The following is a 20,783-nucleotide window of genomic DNA, read 5'->3' on the forward strand; positions in this document are numbered from 1 at the left end:
TGTATTTGTTCTGTCTTACCAGACACTTTGATTTGAAATGATGAGCGTGTTGAGTGATTGTGTAGAGTCACTCAATCACCTTCAAACCAAGTGAAAGGGCGACAAGAGTGAACATTATAAAGCCAGCAGTCCATTTGGATTGCTGGCTTTTTGTTTTCTGTTTCTATTTTTGAGCTTCTAGCTGTTAATTACAGCTCTAGCGTTCGCCTTGAACTTCGAAGTTGTCGCTGACTAAGCGAGCGCAGCCATCGGCTTCAAGTGCCCAGTGTTCATGATGTACAACGCCAAACGCTTTGTTCATTGTCCAACTCGCGGTAAGAATGTAACCGCCGTCTGGGTGCTCTTCCCATTTTACATCGGTGTAATCAACGTCTTTGAAACCTTGGTCGATGATGTTTTGCCAAAATGCTTGAATCGCTTCATGACCTTCAAAAGTACCAAATGGACGCGCTTCCATTACACAGCTTTTAGTATATTGATCGGCACAACCTTTCGCATCTTGGTTGTTGAAAGCCTTTTGCCACGCGTTAATGCCTTGCTTACATGCTTCTAAAATTTGGTTGTCTAACATTGTCTTTCTCCATAACAGTCTTGTTTCGAGCACTGTCTTTTTTATTTGGTATTTCGATAAGTTGAATTGAGTTTAGTCTTGGAAATTGATTTTAAAAACAGAGATAATGGAAAATACTGTTTGTAAAAAGAGAACAATAAGATGAGTAAGCTAAAGCAGATGTCGATTTTCGCTCATATCGTAGATCAGGGTTCAGTCTCGGCTGCGGCTGAAAAGTTAGAGTTGTCTAAATCTGTCGTCAGTCAACATCTCAAAATTCTAGAACAAGAGTTAGGCGCCTCTCTCCTTAAACGCACAACACGAAGACAAACTTTGACAAGCATGGGTGAGCGCTTTTATTTGAGTTGCAAAGACATCAATGTGATCGCTGAATCGGCTTGGGATATGGCAAAAGCCGAGCTAGAAGAGCCACAAGGCCGGATTCGTATCACAGCTCCGAATGCCTTGATGGATTTATTGGTAGCGCCTGTTATTGCGGATTTAATGAAGCAATACCCGAAACTAAAGCCTGAGCTGATCAGTGATGATCAACACTTGGATTTCATGGATCACGATATTGATCTCGCGGTACGAGTGGGTAGCTCGCGCGACAGTAATCTTAAGCAGAAACGGTTAGGCGAGTTTAAAGACGTGTTGTGCGGCGTAGAAAGCATGCGAGAGCGTGAACTTGAATCAATTCCTTATATTGCTAACTCATGGCAGGGAAAACAGGTGACTCATCATTTTAGCTCTCAAGGTGAGCAAGACTTCGTCTACCAACAACAAGCCAGTTGTACCACTAATTCATTCCATAGTTGCCTTGCACTGATTAAATCAGGTGTTGGTATCGGTGTGATTCCAGATTTCTGCATTCCTCAGTTATTTGGTGATGTTGTCGACGTGCTGCCAAGCTTTGAATTACCCACCAACACGGTTTATGCGCTAAACCCATTTGCTTCAAATACGCCTATCGCCATCAAGCTGTGTATCCAAGCGTTGGAAGAAAAGCTTAAGCAGAATTTAGTATAAGCTTTCTATCGTTGGTAAAATCCGGTGCTTAACCATATTTACTAATAAAAGAAATAACATGTTTATTACTCAGTAATTCGATCTTGTCGATAGTCAGTACGCAATAGCGGTAGTTTTTGTTTTTGAAGGTGATGTTCGACTTTTGTTCTGTTGGTTCTGAAAACTTCCATATTTCAAATCCGATGTTCTTCATAAGTTCCAATGCACTTGGGTTCTTTATGATCATGGAATACTTTTTAATCTTAGTATTTCTTGCAAGAAGCTTCATATCGGAAATCAGGTTCGCAATAGATTGTTCACGCTTCTCAGAGTGACCGCTAACCACAATGTAATTTAAGTTATGATTAGAATCTAAAGAGCAGGCTTGCTTAATATGTAGATGTTTATTTTGGTATTGCTCGAATACCTCTTCGTTGAAGAAAAAACCTAGGCTATGACTAACAATATCGCCATTAACATCGACCATTTTTCTGCCATGCGCCTTTTTTTCACTGCAATAGAGAAACAGGTCGATAGTATCAAGAGCTGAAGGATCCACCTTTGTATATTGTGAAATCAGCTTTATTCTATCTATTACTGATTTGTCATTCTGATCTGTCATTAGTGGCATGATCTGACAGTCGCAGCCTTCTTCTATTTCCCCTTTAGTGATAGACGATATTCGGCTTTGAAACGAAAAGAACCTCTCACGAAGGAAGTCTTCAAGTAATGCACTGTCTTCGTTATCTTCTGAATCAAAGGATTTCAACGTTGTATACAAGTCCAGACCAAGGCAGTCCAGTAGCTTTAGGGCTTTGTAATTACTTGGCTTTACTTTGCTATTTTCCCATCGATTTATCGTTACGACATCTACAGAGCTGAATTCATCATCTAAGTGATTAATGTATACCGCAAAATCCTTTTGCGTTAACTTCAATTTCTTGCGCGCTTCGCGCAGTAATTGCGGAAATTTCATCATGGTAGAATATTCATCTTTGATTAGTGACATTACGTTCCGATTCGTCAGATAGTCTATTTTATCAATCGTTAATATACAGTAGCTATAATATTTATTTTTGAATGTAATATTACATTTTTTAGCAGAAGGTTCTGAAAATTTAAATACTTCAAACCCCACGCCCTTCAAGAGTTTCATCATGTTGGGGTCTTTTACTAAAACAGAATATTTTTTAATGTTTTTGTTCTGAGAAAGTAACTGTATATCTGAAACTATATGCTCAATAACATGATCTTTTGTCTCTGAGTGTGAGCTTATATTAAAATAATTTATGCTTTTGCTTGAATTTAAAGAGCAGGCCATTCTTAGATCTAGCTCTTGAGTTTTTAATGTTTCAAATTGATGGTCTTCAAAGAAAAAGCCTACGTTGTGACTCACAATGTCACCATCTACATTGATCAGTTTGTGACCATGTACTTTTTTCTCACAGTAGTAGAGATATAAATCAATTTGGTCCAATGGCGAAATATCGACTTTTGTGAATTTAGAAAGTAGTTTGATTCTGTCGATAACGCCAGTGTCACACGGCTCTGACATTAAAGGCCGTGACTTAAAGTTGCGTTTGCCTTGTTGTTGATTCAGGCCTGATAGAGCTGAAATTCTACTTTGAAATGAGCCATAGGATTCGTTTAAAAACAGTTCGATTAGTGTGTCTTTTTGTTCGGATTTAAAGCTCTTTATTGTCTCAAACAAATCTCCGCCAAGGTACTGTAAGATCTTGAGTGCTTTGTATGTACTAGGCTTTACCTTACTGTTTTCCCAACGATTTATCGTTACGACGTCAACCGCATTAAACTCGTCGTCCAGCTGATTTAAGTAGGTTGCAAACTCTGTTTGTGTAAATTGAAGTTCCTTTCTGAAGTTACGTAACAACTGTGAAAACTCACTCATTAAAACATTAACCTTCTGATAATTAACTCAATGTCTTGATTCTAATTTAGACATCAGATTCTCTATTTAACATCTTCAGTAATTTGTTTTTTACAGATGTTAATTGTTCGGATTATTTGAACTGTATGTTGCGCATGTCCCTAATAGACTAAGTGCCAAATTAGTGACGTCAAATCTATGGCTTTTTGCCTAGACACTTGTCAATCTACTGTGAAGTGCGCGTTAATGTTCAGATACAACCTTGCCTTTTTCTTATCTATTTTATTGATTCCATTTGCCTCCTATGCGGACACAACGGGTCTTGTTATGGATCTGTCTGTTGACAGCGCGTCTTACGACAACGACCAAGAGGTGGCTTATACGCTTGTTTTAACGAATGAGTCGGATAAAGCTATTGCTGAGTTGGACGTTAAGGATGAGCTGTTAAATATCTTAACGACAGATGACCAAGGGAATAATGTCAGCGCGTTCTCGCAAGTCTCGACTCAAGCGCAATCCTCCTTCTTGTCATCTCCAGGTGATTACAGTCGCTTCGGAAACTTAGATGCATCAGGTGTGCGTATTGCGGCTGGTGGGTCAGTGACCTACACCATGGTCGCCACCGTTTCTGCTAACGCAGCCGGTACGATTGATAACTTCGCAAGTGCGAGCACAGGACTATTGGATGCTGTTGAATCAAATACAGAATCCATTCAGCGTGGTGTGTATCAACATGATGTTGTTGTTTCGGTCGATAAAGCGAACTATCAACTCAATAACAAACTCACCTATAAGATTAAGGTTTCGAATACTGGCGATACGTTTATTCAGGCGCTCGACGTTCAAGATATCATTTCAGATATAAAGGCACTCAATATTGAAGGGGCTTTGCAACAAGCTTTTACTGACAACGTTAACTCTGCCACCAAGGTTGAAGGCAGCAAAAGCGATCCAGGCACCTTCGCCGAATCAGGGGACTTATCAGTAAGTGATGCGTCGATTGATATAGGCGGTTCTGTGACTTACGAAATTCAAGCGACCGTTGCCGACAGTTTAGTCGGCGACATCGTTAATGACGGTATAACCGCTGAAACACGCGATGATTTGGTCACAGTTGATGAGGTTATCACTCCACCCACTGAGCCTAGTATCACCCTGACACATACCTTGAACCAATCGGATAACTACCTAGTCGACGATGAGTTTTCCTATACGGTCACGGTTGCTAACCAAGCAAACACTGGTATCGCGTACCATTATTCTGTTCAGCAGTTTCTTGCGGATCTTGAAACCGATCTAGGCAACGATGTCAGCAACGAAAAGAACGCAACTGACACGGTGGGTAACCCTTACGATTTTTGGACCAATGAAGTGACCTCGATCGGTTCTAATAGCCTTTCTGAACTCAATGCATCTGGAAAGGAGTCCAACAAGTCACTAGAAGACAAAGTGTCTATCTATCCCGGTGAGCAGATTGTTTATTCCGTTGTGGTGGACGTTAGCCCTGTGTCTGTTGGTCAAATTCCCCAAGTTGCAGCCCGAGTGGTTGATGCTGATGGCCTCGCAGATTCTGGCGATGCTTTGGCTAATATTCTCGATTCGAAAGACGTTCTGACGACGTCATCAAGTCAAATTACACGTAATAAGAACACCACAGATACGACTTATGTTCCGGGGATAGTCGGTGATAACGAAGTGGTCTATGACATTGTTATTTCTAACAAGGACACAGAGTTCTTCGCCAACGATATCGAAGTTGTCGATAAATTTGCTTGTATCGTGACAGAGCAAACGGATGGCTCTAATGCTTCAGCATTTTCCGAGTGGAAGCTTGAAGTCGCTGATAGAAGTGGTGAAGGATCGAATTATGGTTCATTTAATTACAATACTTGGACAACAAACGACATCAATTTGAAAGTCGACCTCGCACCTGAGGGTTTCGTTCATTATAAGCTGACCGCAAAAGTGGCAGACACCAGTGTGGGGCAGATTGTTGATGATGGTACCGATGCGGGCTTGTGCTTAGGGGATAACTTAGGCGAGTCAGGCTCTGGTGTACAAATGCCAAACTCGAAATTAAAAGTCCAAAAGGAAGTGGATTCTCGTTACTACTCAGCTGGCGGTACCCTGAACTACGACATCACGGTAGAGAATAACGGTGACGGCTACGCGATTGATGTACCGGTTTATGATGATTTAGTCTCTGTCATGACTCAGTCTATTAATGATACACCGACTAAAGCGTATTTGAGCTGGATTATTACTGCGAAATCTTATGCCTCTGACGGCTCAATTTCGACAAACAGTGATCCCGGCTTTACTGATGACATAGAAGGTAATCAGAAGAATCAAAAGATCTTAGATGTGAAGGCAAAGCTAGCTCCACACGATAAGATCGTTTATAGCATTGCCGCGACCGTAAACCCCATTGCCGATGATGAAATCCGTAATGAAGTGACGGTTGACAGCGTACTTTATTCCGATAGAGGCTCATACCCACGAGATTACTACTTAGTATTGGATAAGCGTGTTGATGGTCATGATGAACAAAACGCGTATACCGACACCACCAATACTGTCACTTATACGATCAGCATTACCAACCCAGCAGGGAACGGTTTCGCCTCTAACATCAATGTTAAAGATGAAATCAGTACCATAGAAGCAGAGTTACTTCACGAGCCGGGTGAAACCAAGCCCGTGTTCTCTTCGTGGACGATCAGTGCAGAAAGAGAGGCAGACTCCCCGTGGGTGAAAGCCGTGACTGACCCTGGATCGTTCTCGGATAACAATGATCTGGATGCCACCGCTCAGCTCCCGCCAGGTGCGACGATTACTTATACCATTGTTGGGACACTCGATCGCAGTGTCGACAGTGAGATTCTTTGGGGAGCATTCACCAATACCGCAACAGTGACGGGACCAGATACTAATCTATCGGATACGGTACGTACCTATCCTAGCGAGCCGAATCTTGTAGTCGCTAAGACCGCTCAAAATACCGACTTTGTTGTAGGTGAGCGCGCTACGTTCGATATTTATATCTATAACCGCGGTGTTGGCTATGCAAATGACGCAACGGTACAAGATAGTATTTCAGCGCTTAACTTCTTTAATAGTTGGACAATTGTAGGTTCGACCAACACAGATAAACCGGGTTCTCGTTACGGTGACATTGCTAACGACACTGACATCGATACCGACGTTGATATCACTCCCGGAGGGTGGGTTCACTATGAGGTGAGCGGCATTGTTAAGTCTGACTATGAAGAAGAACAAGTATCGAACCGTGTTGATGTTTACGATCCTATTACAGACCGTGACCACAGCTCTTCCGCTCAAATAGATAACTCACACAGTACCTATGACATCAATGTTTCATTAGCCAAAACGACCGATGTTGTCCGCTACACGCCGGGTGAAGATCTCACCTACACCATCGTTATTGGCAATAACAGCGACACTGATGAGACCGATCTTATCTTCATGGATCGCCTGAGTGAGATCACTACTACGCTAGCGAATGATAAAGATGGTGAAGTAGAAGATGTTCTTAATCAAAACCCGTTTGACTATTGGTCTGTTGATACTGGCTCTGGTTTCGGCCCTCAAACGACTGAAGATGTGGAGTTCCCAGTTTCAATTCCGGCCAAAGACTTTGTCACGGTGCGTATTAAGGCGCATGTCAAAGACAATGCGGTATCTAACGGTGTAGCGGACAGAGACGGCGGCATAATCCGCAACGAAGCCGTGCTGATTCATGATGATAATGCCGGTTGTACTGACGATTGTGAGTATGCCAAACGTGCCGTGGCTGAAAACCATCAGGTACATAATAACGGCGGCGTTGTTCGCACTACTAACATTAACCGCTACTCTCCGGGAGATGAGTTGACTTATACCATTAGGTACAACTCTCAAGATGGACATGGTTATCGAAACAACGTAGACGTTAACGAACTGATTAATGACATATCAGTGGAGCTACAAGATGGCAATTCAGGTAATCCATTTTTCGATGATTCGGTAGGTTCAAACAAGTTTACGGTGGCGGTTGCTAAGAGCGATCCTGCGAACGCGGGTACAACAGATGGTACCAAAGACGGTGATGTTGCGAACGACACTGACATCGTAACCTCGATTGATATCGATGCTGGCGAAGACGTGACTTACACAGTAACAGGTACCGTAAGACCGGATGCGGTCGGTGATATTCATTATCGAGATACCGTCGTGATTCCCGATGGCTACCATTTAGATTTTGATAAAACGACTGATGAAGCGGTGTACGAGCCCGCTCAAACCGTGACCTATCACTTAGTGATTGAGAATGACGGCAAAGGTAACGCTCACGATATTCCAATCGTCGATAACCTCGAAGATATTACGGTCAGCTTAGTGGATGGTAATACAGGACCAGCGTATTCAGATTGGACCATCACATCGATCGCAACTGGAACTGATTCTGAGTATGTGGATGCGGGCGCAGGTGCTGGCAATGTTTACACATCAACCAACAGTAACCTAAATGTTGAAGCCGATATTCCGATGGGCGCTAAGCTTGAGTACCAAGTTGTCGCGACCATCAATGACAAAGCCAATGGCGATGTTGTTAACGTTCTAACCGTCGATGGCGACACGATATCTCATAATATTTCGCAAACTGGTCGCAAAATTGATTACGAAAAAAACATTCTGGCTTACTACGACACGGATGGTAATGAGTTGGTTGGTGCTACCAATTACATGCCTGGCGGCTACATCGAGTATGAAATCCTAATCGAGAACATCGCATCGGCGCACGTTGATGACATTAGCCTGCGTGATGATATCGACCAGATAACGACTCAATACTACGATGGAACTCGCGGTTCGGCGTTTGATAGTTGGATGATTGAAACTTTCGCTGATGGATCGGGGATTTCAGATCCTGATGTAGATAACTCGATTAAAGACAATCAACCGATTGATACGCACTTTGATATATCGGCAGACAACTTTGGCGGTGTAGTATTGTCATCGTTTGTGCGTTACGTCATCAAGGCCAAAATCAGTCCGAAAGCAGTAGGTTCTTTCACTAACCGAGCGTACATCGATGAAGATGACGGAAATGAACTAATTGCCGTATCTCCACCTGCAAAGATGGCTGAGCCTGAAATTTCGTTCTCTAAGAAAGCATTTTATGACGCAGGCCTCTCCTCGGCAAAGACTGAGTATTCTCAAGTCGCTGGTGAAAGTGAGGTTTACTACCGAGTTCAAATTAAGAACACGGGTAATGGTATTGAGTATGGTTCTCGCCTTGAAGATACTATTTCTGCAATTCAGACTCGCATTGCAGAAGATGCCTCGACGTCTGGCACTGACCCTGTCGGCCAGCCATTTTTATCTGGTTGGGAAGTGCAGCTAGAAAAAACGGCAGCGGTAGGTTCGATTACAGACGCGGTTGACTTCGTTTCTGGTAATAACGTCAATATTGATAACGACATTGTTATCGCGCCTCAAGAAAGCCTAACGTTCACCATCCATGCTGAGATTCGTGAGGATGCGTTGGGCGATATTCAAAACAAAGCGAATTATGACGGTAAGGTTCGTACTGCGACTCTAATGCCACTAGGAAATAATATCAGTGTTGAAAAACGCGTGGTGTCGATTAACGGCAACCCGTTCAATGATGGGGATACCTATCTGCCGGGTGACGAAGTTGAGTATGAATTTGTGGTCACTAACACTGAAAACGGTTGGGCGAATGATATTCAAATCAAAGACACGGTAAAGGATATCCAAGTTGAGGTTATTGGCGGAACAATGGAGTCTGCCTTTGTTTCGGGCGATATCATTCACGAAATCAGTAATGGTATTGATGCCAACGTCGATACCTATGTTCCTAGCTATAACCCAAACAATAACCTGAATATTGAAACCGATATTGCCGCAGGTGAAATACTGACGTTTAACTTAACGGGTGTTATCCGTGATGACGCTTTGGGAACTATCGAAGCCAACCGAGTGACGGCAGAAAATGAGTCTGCGACGTCAGAAACTATCCCACCTCAAGAAGCTGAGCTCGACTATTTCAAAACCTTGGTTTACACCGATGGTGAATCGGCTGGTTGTTCAGTTCCTTCAAACGATGGCAGTAGCTGTACCTACGCACCTCGCGGGGATGTTGAGTATCAAGTTACGCTAGAGAATACGGGTGATAGCATCGCGAATGACGTGAGTGTTATCGATGCTATTCATACCATCAAAACCGAAGATGGTGATGATGCGTTCTCTGAATGGACCACCGCGATTGCTGTGGAACCTGTTGGTTCTTATGACGTACGAGGTAACTACAACGGCAGTGTACCATTGAATGCAACTGTCGACCTTCGCCCAGGTGAGCACATTGTATTTGACGTGAAAGGCAGAGTTTCTACGTCAGCGACAGGTACCATCACCAATACAGCACAAGTGAATGGCGATAACACCAACGATATTGCCCTCAACCCTGGCCGCTCGAATATCCTGATTGATAAATGGACGGATACGCCTGAGTACGTGCCGGGTGGAACAGTGAATTACTATATCGACATCACCAATGACGATGTGGATTCTGGCCTGTTTTCGATTCGTGACATCATCAGAAGCTTTGAAGTCGAAACCGTTGATGGCTCAATGAAAACGGCATTGACAGAATGGACGGTTGATTACGATGTGCTTTATAACTCGGCGCCGTCAGACCCTGACGCTAATGATTTTTCAGAGCTAGATAAGCTAGTTGCTCAAAACAGTCCAGACATCGATTTACCTGTCGAATCGATCAAGATGGCAGGGCGTGACGATGCCGGTACGGGTGGCGGCGATAAGTACACAGTTGTCCGTATTCACGTCCAAGGCAAGGTACGAGATGACGCGATTGGGCGCTTCACCAATACGGCTTATCTGCGACATGGTTTGGACGATTCGAAGATCGCTCGCTTACGAGAAGGCTTTATCACGCCGAAGTCGGGTCAATTGGTTCTAACCAAAGAAACGACGCCAATTGCAGAACCTGATGCCAAATACCAACCGGGTCAACCAATCTCATACAAGATCACTGTGGCTAACACGGGTGAAGGTTACCTTGTCGATCAAGTTCTAACCGATCGTATCGACACCATCATGACAGAGGTGGCTAACAGCCCAGATCAAGAGCAAGCGTTGACAGGTAATTGGATCATTAGCGACGAACAGCTTGATGGCAGTGGCGATCCAGCCCTGAACGCTCGCAAAGATGTGGTTAATAACGCACAGGGTTATAGTGCGACTTACAGCATTCACCCGGGTGACAGTTATTCATTTGTCGTGACCAACACTGTTAATGATAAGGCCAAAGGCGAGATCACTAACGTCGTTAAAGTTGATAGCGACGACGGTGAGCACTCTGCAGACGCGACCTACATTCCAGAAGATGCGCAAGTTGAGATCACTAAAGATGTCGATAAAGCAGAGTACCTTCCGGGAGAAACACTTCAGTACACCGTGACCGTTAAGAATAACGGCTTAGGTTGGGCTGAAGATGTTGCTATTGAAGATGCGCTGAAGTCGGTTGAAACCACGATTGCAGGTGGTACGACTGAACAAGCTTTTGACCCTGCTTCAATCCAAATATCGGCGGTATCGACAACCGGTGAAACCCCATTACCGGATGCAACCCGTGGTGAAGACCTTCATGAGACGCTCGATATTGCGCCTCAAGACAGTATTGTTTTCACTATTCAAGTTGCGACTAATCTGTTGGCGACAGGCGATATTACTAACATCGCATCAGCGACCTTTGACGGCACAACATTTGATGACAGTGCTACCAGTACACCAGTGTTGGCGACGGTTTCGGTCAAGAAGACGGTTGATACGCCATCGTATGAAGTAACCAAGCTGATTAACTACGACATCACCGTAACCAACAGCTCTGATGCGTTTGCATCTGGTGTTCAACTTCAAGACATCATCAGTGACATTCAAGTCGACACGACCGCGGATAAACAAGAGTCGGCATTCCTACTATGGGAAGTGAGCTTTGACGCCTCGGATGATCGCTCTGTTGTCACTCCCAAGACGTTCGACTTGAGTGAAGATATCGATGTGAGTATGGATGTGGCGCCACAAAGTACCGTGACATTCCATGTTAAGGCGTTGATTCGTACGACGGCGATTGGCGATATCAGTAACACGGCAACCATCACTTATAACGGAACACCACAAGACTCAACGGTAGTCATGACACCGAAAGACTCTGAGTTTGTTGCGACGAAAACTAACGTACAAACCGAGTATGAGCCGGGTGGTGAGCTGGAATTCTTGATTACCATTGAAAACACCTCTAACAACTACATCAGCGATTTAAGTGTTGTCGATGACATGAGCACGATAGAGGTGGGCTATTACGATGGTACCACTGGGCCTGCTTTTGTTGCTGGAACCACTTCTTTGGTTGTTGAGTCAACCACGGTAGGAACGACGACGGAGCAAATTAGCCCGATTGAGTACAGTGTGGATATTGCACCGCACGGCACAGTTGTGTTCCGCTCAAAAGGCACCGTAGTCGATACCGCGACCGGACACATCATTAATACTGCGCAAGTAGATGGCGGCGATGTTATCAGTCCTCCAGTTCAAACAGTTGCGGCTGTGGTTCAAGCTGAGCTGTTTACCGATGCCTCGTATTACGTGCCGGGAGAGCAGGTTGAGTATCACTTAGTGGTGCAAAACATAGGCCGAGGTATAGCCAAAGATGTCGCGCTTTATACCCAGTTCTCTGAATCCATGGGTGATCATATTGATGGTAATTTTAGTAATGCGTTTGATGAATGGACACTAACGGCAACATCAGAAGGGGCTGAAACTCAACCTGGCACCTTTGATGACGACAAAGACCTGTTCACCTTGGTCGACATATCGCCGGGCGGCAAGATTGATTACACGTTCACATTGACGGTCAACGAAGACATGCTGACTAATATCGATGTGCTTGGATACTACCTCGACTTAACTGGTAGCCCAGCGATGCGCGCTCGTTCTAAAGGCATGTTGGCCTCTGAAACCTCGATGCAGGCAGTGGCAGATCAAGTATCTGCTTTGGATTTGCCGCCAGTGGGTGCTGATCTGGTTGTTGAAAAACGTTCTGATAAGCCTGAATACACCGAAGATGACGACAGTGTCACTTATTACTTAGCCGTGACCAACAACGGTCAAGGTAACGCGGCTAATGTTCGTCTAACCGATGAGATCAGTGGACTACAAAACAGCACAGGTAATAAAGTCTTTATCGATTGGACAATTGAAGGTGTGGAAGTCGACGACTCGGGCGCGGTTATTCAGCGTCATTCTTTCCCGTCGAATAAAGACTTAGACACTACCGTTAACCTGAAATCCAACAAACGAAATGCTTACGCGTTTGAGGTCGTGGGTACGCTAGGTAAGGGCTTGGATGACGACATTACCAATACCTTTACGGCGACCGAATCTGACGGTACCGAAACCAGCGACAGTGTAACTACTCATATCAAGAAGATTCCTGATAATTCTGGAGAGTTGGAGCTGACCAAGTCTGCGTTGCAAGATACCGCGCAAGTGGGTGATGCGGTTGAGTACGAGATCATCGTTGAGAACAACAATGAATCTTACTTTAAGAACGTGACTGTGGAAGACCGTTACCCAGGTGGTCTGAAATACATCGTGGATACATCAGAAGTTGTGCTAAGCGGCATTGATGGTGAGTTCGGTACGGAAGACGATCAGGTTATCTCTCAAGATCCATCAGATACGGGCAAGTTAATGTTCACATCGTTGAACTTTGATCCGGGCGAGAAGCTGCGTATTCGTTACTTATTGCGTGTCTCGGTAGGTGCCACTTTTGGTGATTACATCAACACCGCAGTAGCGAAGGTTGATGGCTCGGCTGTTTCTAATGAAGACACCGCCAAAGTGACCATTGAGCCGGACAAGGTGTTCGATACCTCATCGATCATCGGTAAAGTTTTTGAAGATCATAACAAAGATGGATTCCAAGCTGATGCAACCGCGTTTGATGTTGAGCTAACTGCGAACTTAGCAACACAAGGCTACATCGCTGATTCGACGCACATCATTCGTGATGGTCAAGACGTTGCTATTCAAGATGGTGCGATAACCACTGCACTTGAACAAGGTTTGGAGCTTGGTGACCTTTGGGGACATTCAGTGAACCGAACACTGCCAGAAACCAGCAAAGTGGTGATTCAATTTAAAACTCGCACACAGCAAAGCTTTGATTTCTACGTCACAACCGATGCGGGCTCTCGTATCGAGTTCGACGCACAAGGTCAGATTCAGTTTAAGCATGAATCGGACAAGAAAAAGGGACTGAGCGCGGAAAACCTCAACGTAACCAGAAACCTGTATCGCGATGGCGAGGATTACCTGTGGGAAATCGTTATCGAGAACAAAGGTATTTACGAAGATGGTATTCCGGGCGTTAAGTTGATGACGGTTGAGGGAATCGTTATTTACACAGACCAGTACGGTCGTTACCACGTGCCCGACCAATGGGTACTCAATAAGAAAGGTAAGAACTTCCTCGTGAAGTTGGACACTGATTCGCTCTCCACCTCCATGGAAGTGGTGAGCGAAAACCCAAAAGTGTTGCGAATTACCCCGAACAAGCTCACCAAGTTCAACTTTAGCGTTCATCGCAAAGACCAACAAAGTGAACAGAAGTAAGCCATTGGAACCGTAACTGGAAATTGTATGAAAGTATTTAGTAAGTCTCGTTTAGCGACGTGTGTGTTAACGGCCATTCCTGTGATGGCGGTAGCGAAAGACACAGGTAAGCTTGAAAAACTCGGTTCTGAGACGACTGGCATTGAAATCACCAAGCCGAACCAAGACCAAGACAGCTCGCGTATTTACTTAGAGCAAGGCGCTATTTGGGCAAGCCGTGACATCACTCGCTTTGACCCAGTATTAGATGTCAGTGTCAGCGATGAATTAGAAGTCGAACAAGGCACACTGCGTGACAGCGTCGGTTTCACCATTACCACCAACTACGGTTACTACATCAAAAAGTACCAGTTGGAAGTGTACCGAGTGGGTGACTTTGGTCTGTCTGAGCCAATCGCTGTGCTTGAAGGCGATAAACTGGCGAACGACTCTGACATCAATTGGGATGGTCAAACTGATGTTGATTATCAGTTTGAGGTCGGTGAGCAGCTGATGTTCCGCCTAAAAGCGTGGGACAAAGATGGCAACATGGATGTGACCACCGTTGGTGTGACTGACTTAGTTAAGCCGGACTCTGAAGTCGATATCGACCGAAACGATAACGACGATGAAGAGAGCAAAGGTAAAAGTTACGGACAGGCAAAGCTGATGCGTCACAACATCCCGACCAATGCGGGTTTAGCGAAGTTCATCGGCACTGGCTTGAAAGGCGTAGATAAAGTCATCATCGGTGAAGATGAATTTGATGTCGAAGATGGCAACTTATATGCAGAGCAGTACTTACCAACAGACTCCTACATTTTCCCTACCAAGGTTGTGTTTGATAACGGTGATGAACGTCGTTACAAGCTGTACGTTCGTATTCCAGATACGTACTACGCACAAACCGGTTTGGCTGATCTTTATGTTGGTAAGAATAATGTGTCTGGTAATAGCGATGCATTAAGTGTCGATGACCAGTATCAAAATGACATCTATAACCAAGGTCGTTTAGCGTACTTTGGTCAGGGTAAATTTGGCGACAAACTTCGTGTAACAACTCACTTTGATACGCGAGAAAGTGAAATCAAAGACATGTTCAAACATCCGTTCGCCTCAGACGATTCGGATGTGTTCGATATCCTCGAAGACGACGATGAGCTTTATTACGGTAACTATGGTGACAGCTCAAACATCGAAAAAGTGGTCAACACCAAGGGCAAGGTTTACCTCAATGTGGAATACGATAAGTCTCAATACTTGTGGGGTAACTACAACACGGGTTTAACAGGCACTGAGAACAACGATTACAACCGTAGCCTCTATGGTTTCAAAGCTGATTATCGCACTCGCGATACTACACAATACGGTGAAGATCGTCTGAACATGGTCGGTTTTACCGCAGAAGCAGATTCGTTGTATGCACACGATGAGTTCTTGGGTACAGGCGGCTCTCTGTACTTCCTTCGTCATGGTGAAGCGGTACCGGGAAGTGACAAAGTTTACGTCAAAGTAAAAGATGAATCTGGCCTAGTGCAGAATGAAATCCCACTTGAGCCGGGCGTCGACTATGACTTTGACCCGTACCAAGGTCGCATTATTTTGACCAAGCCACTCGATAACATTCTATCCGACAGCTTTGGCAGCGTGATTGAAAACGGCGATGATTACGAAAACTTTCTGGTTGTCGACTATGAGTACGTCCCACAAGGTTCAGATTCATTAGATGCGATGTCTTACGGTGGTCGTGCTAAAGGTTGGATCAACGATTACGTTGGTGTTGGCGTGACGTATGCGACTCAAGAAAAGGACAATCAAGATTACGAGTCTTATGGAACGGACTTAACGCTACGTGCAACAGAAGGTACCTACATTAAGGCTGAGTTTGCACACAGTGAAGGTACTCAAACTGAGTCGAATTTTGTCTCTGTTGATGGCGGCTTAACCTTTACGCCAATTGGCGACACATTGGAAGACCGCGAGGGCGACAGTGTCCAAATCACAGCTGTCACCAGCCTTTATGATCTTGCTCCAACCATTTTTGGTGCTGTTGGTAATGACCTGAAACTTTGGTATCGAGACAAAGACGCGGGATACAGCTACGCAAGCAGCAGCGATGATTTAGAGCAAGAGGCATACGGTGCTGAACTTCGTTTGCAAGCTACCGATCGCTTGGCGGTTCTCTCTCGCTTCTCGACCAATGAAGAGCGCGATGTCGATGGTAATCTAGAAACAGATACTGAAACGATTGAGATTGAGACTCAAGTTAAAATCACCGAGCACATTAAGGTTTCGGCGGCAGGGCAACAAACTGAAGAGCTTAACCAAAACGACGAGCACAGTGATGCCACCTTAGCGGGTGTGCGTTTGGAATACATGTGGGACAGTGAGAACAGCGTTTACGTCAAAGGGCAAAAGACCGTCGACCAGTCGGATGACTATGATGAAAACGACAGCGCGTCGATTGGTGCTGAATTCCAAGTGTTGGAAGACTTGTCTCTTGGTGGCGAATACACCGATGGCGACCGAGGCCAAGTAGCAGAAGCGACTGTGACTTACGATGTATCCGATGACCACTCAACCTACGTAACTTATGTAGATGATAACTACGAAGGCCAAAACAACGTGATTGTTGGTCAGCGTGCAGATCTCACCAGCAGTGTCGATTTTTACCAAGAGAACCAGTTTGTTGATGAAAATGATGGTCATGGCCGTATCGACTCATACGGCTTTGGCTACGATGTGACGGAAGATGTCGAGATGGGGATTGGTTATCAGCTTGGTGAAATTGAAGATGACCAGAACATTACCACAGAGCGTGAATCTATCAGCTTCAATGCCTCAATTGACCTAGATGACATAACCCTTAGCCACAAATTTGAATACCGAGTGGATAAGAGTGAAGACGACCCTGACATCGCTCAGCGAGAACTTCAACAAATCGTGACGACCAACCGTTATACGCATCACTTAACGGAAGAGTACACGCTATTTGGTAAGTTTAACTACTCAATCACGGAGAGCGAAACCACGGGCGAAACCATGGCGCAATTTACTGAAGCCACTGGCGGCCTTGCGTATCGTCCGATCTACAACGATCGACTTAATTTACTGAGCCGCTACACCTATATTGCAGATTTCGATCAACTGGATCGCGATGTGGATTATCAAGACGAAACCAGTCAGATCATTGAAGTTGAAGCGATCTATTCGATTGACCAACATTGGGACGTCGGTACTAAGTACGCCCATAAAGACAAACAGCAAGCTTTTGAACGAGCATCTGGTGCGAATGAGATGGTTAAAAGTGACATCGACCTATATGGACTTAGCGCTTCTTATCGCGTGATGAAAGAGTGGGATGTGACGGGTGAATACCACTGGAAAACAGACACACTCAACGATGAGCTAGAACACGGTGCGCTAGTTTCGGTGAACAAGCACATTGGCGAGAACTTTAAAATGGGGATTGGTTATAACTTCTCTGCGTTTGATAGTGACTTAACCAATGATGACGACTACGACGCATCCGGTGTGTTCATTAACTTAGTCGGTAAGATCTAAGCCAGCCCACAGTGGCTTGAAAGTTAAGAGTTGAGAATTCGAAGTGACAGTTAAGAGTATGATGAAAACAATTATTTTCCTAATAAGCGCAGTGATGAGTACTTTGCTGCTTTCCGGCTGTGCAACCGACACCTATGTGAGTCAGGAGAACCGAGACAAGTTTGCTGGCATCGATGTGTCTAAGTTTTTAATCAGCGAGTGTTTGGCGCCAGAGCGTGAGGTGCATATCGCCATCGCAGAGCATTTTGCGTTTGATAGATATCAATTACGCGACCTCGACAAGATTAACTTAGATACCTTTGTTAAAGAGATCAGAGGCTTAAAAGGGCGCATCACGATTGTCGGCCATACTGATTTCAAGGGTTCTCTCGAATATAATGAGCGCCTTTCACAGCGACGCGCTAAATCGGTCGCAGATTATTTGAAAGGGCAACTAGACCCAACGCAATATGACTGGGAAGTAAAACACCTTGGTGAGACTCAACCCCTTCTGCTTGGTAAGACAGATAAAGACCTAGCGGAGAACCGCCGTGCATTTATCGTGTTTGAAGAAGCTCAGAAGTACGAAGAGATGCCTTTCTGTGAGCCACCAAAACCAGAACGTAAAGTTTATATGGCAATGACGCCACACTTCGATTTCGACAAATCAGTGCTTAAGCAAGAAGATCTAACTCAGTTAGATGACTTCACAACTAAGTTGAGTGGCCTGCAAGGTAGCATAATGGTGGCAGGGCACACCGACCAAGCGGGTTCACTTTCTTACAATGAAAAGCTAGCAGAGCGCCGCGCAGAAACGGTGGTTGAATACCTCAAAACCAAACTCGACCCTAAGCAGTTCATCTGGGAAGTGAAGTCATTTGGTAAGTTGCAGCCTGCGATTAATGAACGCTCTGAAAAAGCCGATGCATTAAACCGCCGCGCGTTCATTGTGTTCAAAGAATCTGATATTACCGCCGAACAGCAAGCTCTTGCTGGCAGCGAACAAGAAGCGGTGAGCAGCGAGAGCGATTAGAGTTCACCGAAGAATAACGAATAGTTGCCTTTACAATAAAACGCAAAAAGCCCCATACGTTGGGGCTTTTTGTTGCTCGCTCTACGGATTAAGTCGGGTCGAAGATCTATTCAGATGGCAAATTTTGCTTTAACTCTAAAAGCATTCGATAAGCACTTTCGCCAGACATTTCGTACGGGTTAAATTGATCAGATGTTGAAAACTGTAAATTAACCAGTTCAGTTAGGCTAGATTGTGGAATATCACCCATAGACCAATCACCAAACTGCCTACAATCGATCTCTTTGAAATATAAAATCATGACGTTTTTGTGTCGCGTGTCATTCAAGATATGATTGTAAGTATGGTTCACTGCGGTTCTCGAACCTTCAATACATTGCAGGAAATACTTATCATTGTGGCTTAGAAGGCCTGTTAAATGGCTTTGCTTATTGCGGTCGTGTGAAATCTGAAGAATGTCGTTCAAAGCCTGAGAATCGCAACTTTCACAGAGCGTACTGACATAAATTAACCGAGTTAGGAACATAGGCATCATTTCGAATTTTTTTTCAAAGGGTATTAATAAATATAAGCCAAGATCATGGAATTGCGAGTTATTGATTTAATTGTCACTCGGTGGCTTTTGGAAGAGAAGAGGGTGGGGATGAAGTAGAAAAGGGCAGGTTGCAAGATACGCCAAAATGACTCGAATGTTGGCCATTCAATTATTTTAGCGACCTGCTTGTGAGCTCGTTAGTTGTTTAGAGTTGAAATCGATTCAAAGTTAGAAGAGGAATCAAATCGAACGTTGACCAACACATTTTCACGTTCGAAAGTCACATCATCAAAGTCAGTCGTTGCGATCTTAAATCCATTTCTTGCGAATAAACTCGTCACCGTTGTTCGTTGTTTCTGTTCCATACCGCATGTCAGTAGTTCGTTCATCGTGATCTTCATTAGGTAACCGTGTGCATAGTGTAAGCGTACAGACTCTACATTATAAGATCAATTGCTTAATCGATAAGCTATATTGATATGTTCAATTGAGTGATTCAGGTATTTAAAAGCCGGATGGATAGTGGGCAAGGGAGTTATGCTACCTATGACAAGTGGAGCGTTATGTGACCACTGTTCAGCATTCCTTGAACACGAAGTTTGTCGCAAAAATCGCGTTGAAATAAGTGGTTACAAAGCAGGAGGAATTATGCCCGCCGTTTGGTATGTTTGGTCGGTTATTGGAAATATTATCGGCCTATATCTCACTTAACTAAAGTACATCGATTTACGATGAGTAGACTCCTCAATAAGCCTTCTTTTTATTTGAATTTTATATGCTAAGTGGTGTTGTTATAATTGTTATTAATTGCATAGGCTTGATTTTAATATTGGTTTGATTTATAAAACAAGCATTCGTTCATTAACTTCATGATTATATTAGTTTTTACTAACCTTTAAATAACATGGAGAAAGGCGATGAATAAGAACCAAACACGCAACAGGTTAGCGAATTTAGTGCGACTTCGTAGGTCATACAAAGCATCAGACTTTCTGGTGGGTTCTGATGAACTCCGAGTTAAAAAAGATGTGTATAGCTTACGTAAAATCAAACAGTTAGAAATTCGTCAATTGGGTCTTAAAGAAAACGCAATCAATATCGTTTCGTTGGCTTTAGTTCTCTCGGCTGCGACTTGGGCATTTGTTCCTCAGTTCGGTTTACCGATGCTTGCACTGACCTTTATCTTGGCGTTTGTTACATGGCGAAGATATGAGTTGCGTGTAGAGTTTAAAGGAGCCGATGAAACTGGCGACCATTGGGTTTCCGTGGCGCGCGGTTGTACTCGAGAAGAGTTCAAAGTATTGAAAAACGTTGAATTGGCTTTACGCGATCAGCTGTCTTAGTGGCTAGATCTGTTAAGGTTAAGGTCTGATAAGCGTTAAGCTCCCATAATCAACAAGGCTCGTCATTGTATGGCGAGCTTTTTATTTTCTGAAAAACACAGGTAGTGCAGGTTACTTTGAGAGGCCAATGCTTATATGTGTAATGGGGGTTGATATGAATCTTAAGTCACGGCGTTTTTGAT

The 20,783-nt window shown here is 44.2% G+C and carries 9 protein-coding genes; 5 read left to right on the top strand and 4 right to left on the bottom strand.

Annotated features, from left to right (window positions below):
• Positions 1–196: 196 nt before the first annotated feature.
• The gene (locus tag AB6E54_RS01710) at positions 197–571 is read right to left on the bottom strand and encodes a nuclear transport factor 2 family protein (protein ID WP_017060338.1); all 375 of its coding nucleotides are present in this window, start codon (positions 569–571) and stop codon (positions 197–199) included.
• Between the two features lie 141 nt (positions 572–712).
• Here AB6E54_RS01710 and AB6E54_RS01715 point away from each other — a divergent pair, with 141 nt between their 5' ends.
• A complete protein-coding gene (locus AB6E54_RS01715; protein ID WP_229647198.1) occupies positions 713–1,579 on the top strand; it encodes a LysR family transcriptional regulator in 867 nt (288 codons plus the stop codon).
• A gap of 28 nt (positions 1,580–1,607) precedes the next feature.
• Here AB6E54_RS01715 and AB6E54_RS01720 read toward each other — a convergent pair whose 3' ends face one another.
• The gene (locus tag AB6E54_RS01720) at positions 1,608–3,467 is read right to left on the bottom strand and encodes a helix-turn-helix domain-containing protein (RefSeq protein WP_372106210.1); all 1,860 of its coding nucleotides are present in this window, start codon (positions 3,465–3,467) and stop codon (positions 1,608–1,610) included.
• Between the two features lie 306 nt (positions 3,468–3,773).
• Between AB6E54_RS01720 and AB6E54_RS01725 the strand changes: the two genes are divergently transcribed.
• From AB6E54_RS01725 to AB6E54_RS01735, 3 genes are all read left to right on the top strand, one after another.
• A complete protein-coding gene (locus AB6E54_RS01725; RefSeq protein WP_372106298.1) occupies positions 3,774–14,168 on the top strand; it encodes a hypothetical protein in 10,395 nt (3,464 codons plus the stop codon).
• A gap of 27 nt (positions 14,169–14,195) precedes the next feature.
• Positions 14,196–17,711 carry a hypothetical protein gene (locus tag AB6E54_RS01730; protein ID WP_372106211.1) on the top strand — a complete coding sequence of 1,172 codons (3,516 nt, stop codon included), beginning with the start codon at positions 14,196–14,198 and terminating at the stop codon, positions 17,709–17,711.
• A gap of 61 nt (positions 17,712–17,772) precedes the next feature.
• A complete protein-coding gene (locus tag AB6E54_RS01735) occupies positions 17,773–18,723 on the top strand; it encodes an OmpA family protein (RefSeq protein WP_372103046.1) in 951 nt (316 codons plus the stop codon).
• Between the two features lie 106 nt (positions 18,724–18,829).
• Here the strand turns inward: AB6E54_RS01735 and AB6E54_RS01740 are convergent, their stop codons facing one another.
• Together AB6E54_RS01740 and AB6E54_RS01745 are read right to left on the bottom strand one after the other, a co-directional pair.
• Positions 18,830–19,249, bottom strand: coding sequence for a BLUF domain-containing protein (locus AB6E54_RS01740; RefSeq protein ID WP_017067227.1), 420 nt, complete (start codon positions 19,247–19,249; stop codon positions 18,830–18,832).
• Positions 19,250–19,455: 206 nt separating this feature from the next.
• Entirely contained in the window at positions 19,456–19,647 is a 192-nt protein-coding gene (locus tag AB6E54_RS01745; RefSeq protein WP_102333182.1) for a hypothetical protein, read from the bottom strand.
• A gap of 528 nt (positions 19,648–20,175) precedes the next feature.
• Between AB6E54_RS01745 and AB6E54_RS01750 the strand changes: the two genes are divergently transcribed.
• A complete protein-coding gene (locus AB6E54_RS01750; protein WP_372106212.1) occupies positions 20,176–20,601 on the top strand; it encodes a hypothetical protein in 426 nt (141 codons plus the stop codon).
• The last annotated feature ends 182 nt before the right edge of the window (positions 20,602–20,783 follow it).

It is taken from the genome of Vibrio sp. 10N.247.311.49 (assembly GCF_041467655.1).
Lineage (GTDB): Bacteria > Pseudomonadota > Gammaproteobacteria > Enterobacterales > Vibrionaceae > Vibrio > Vibrio crassostreae_C.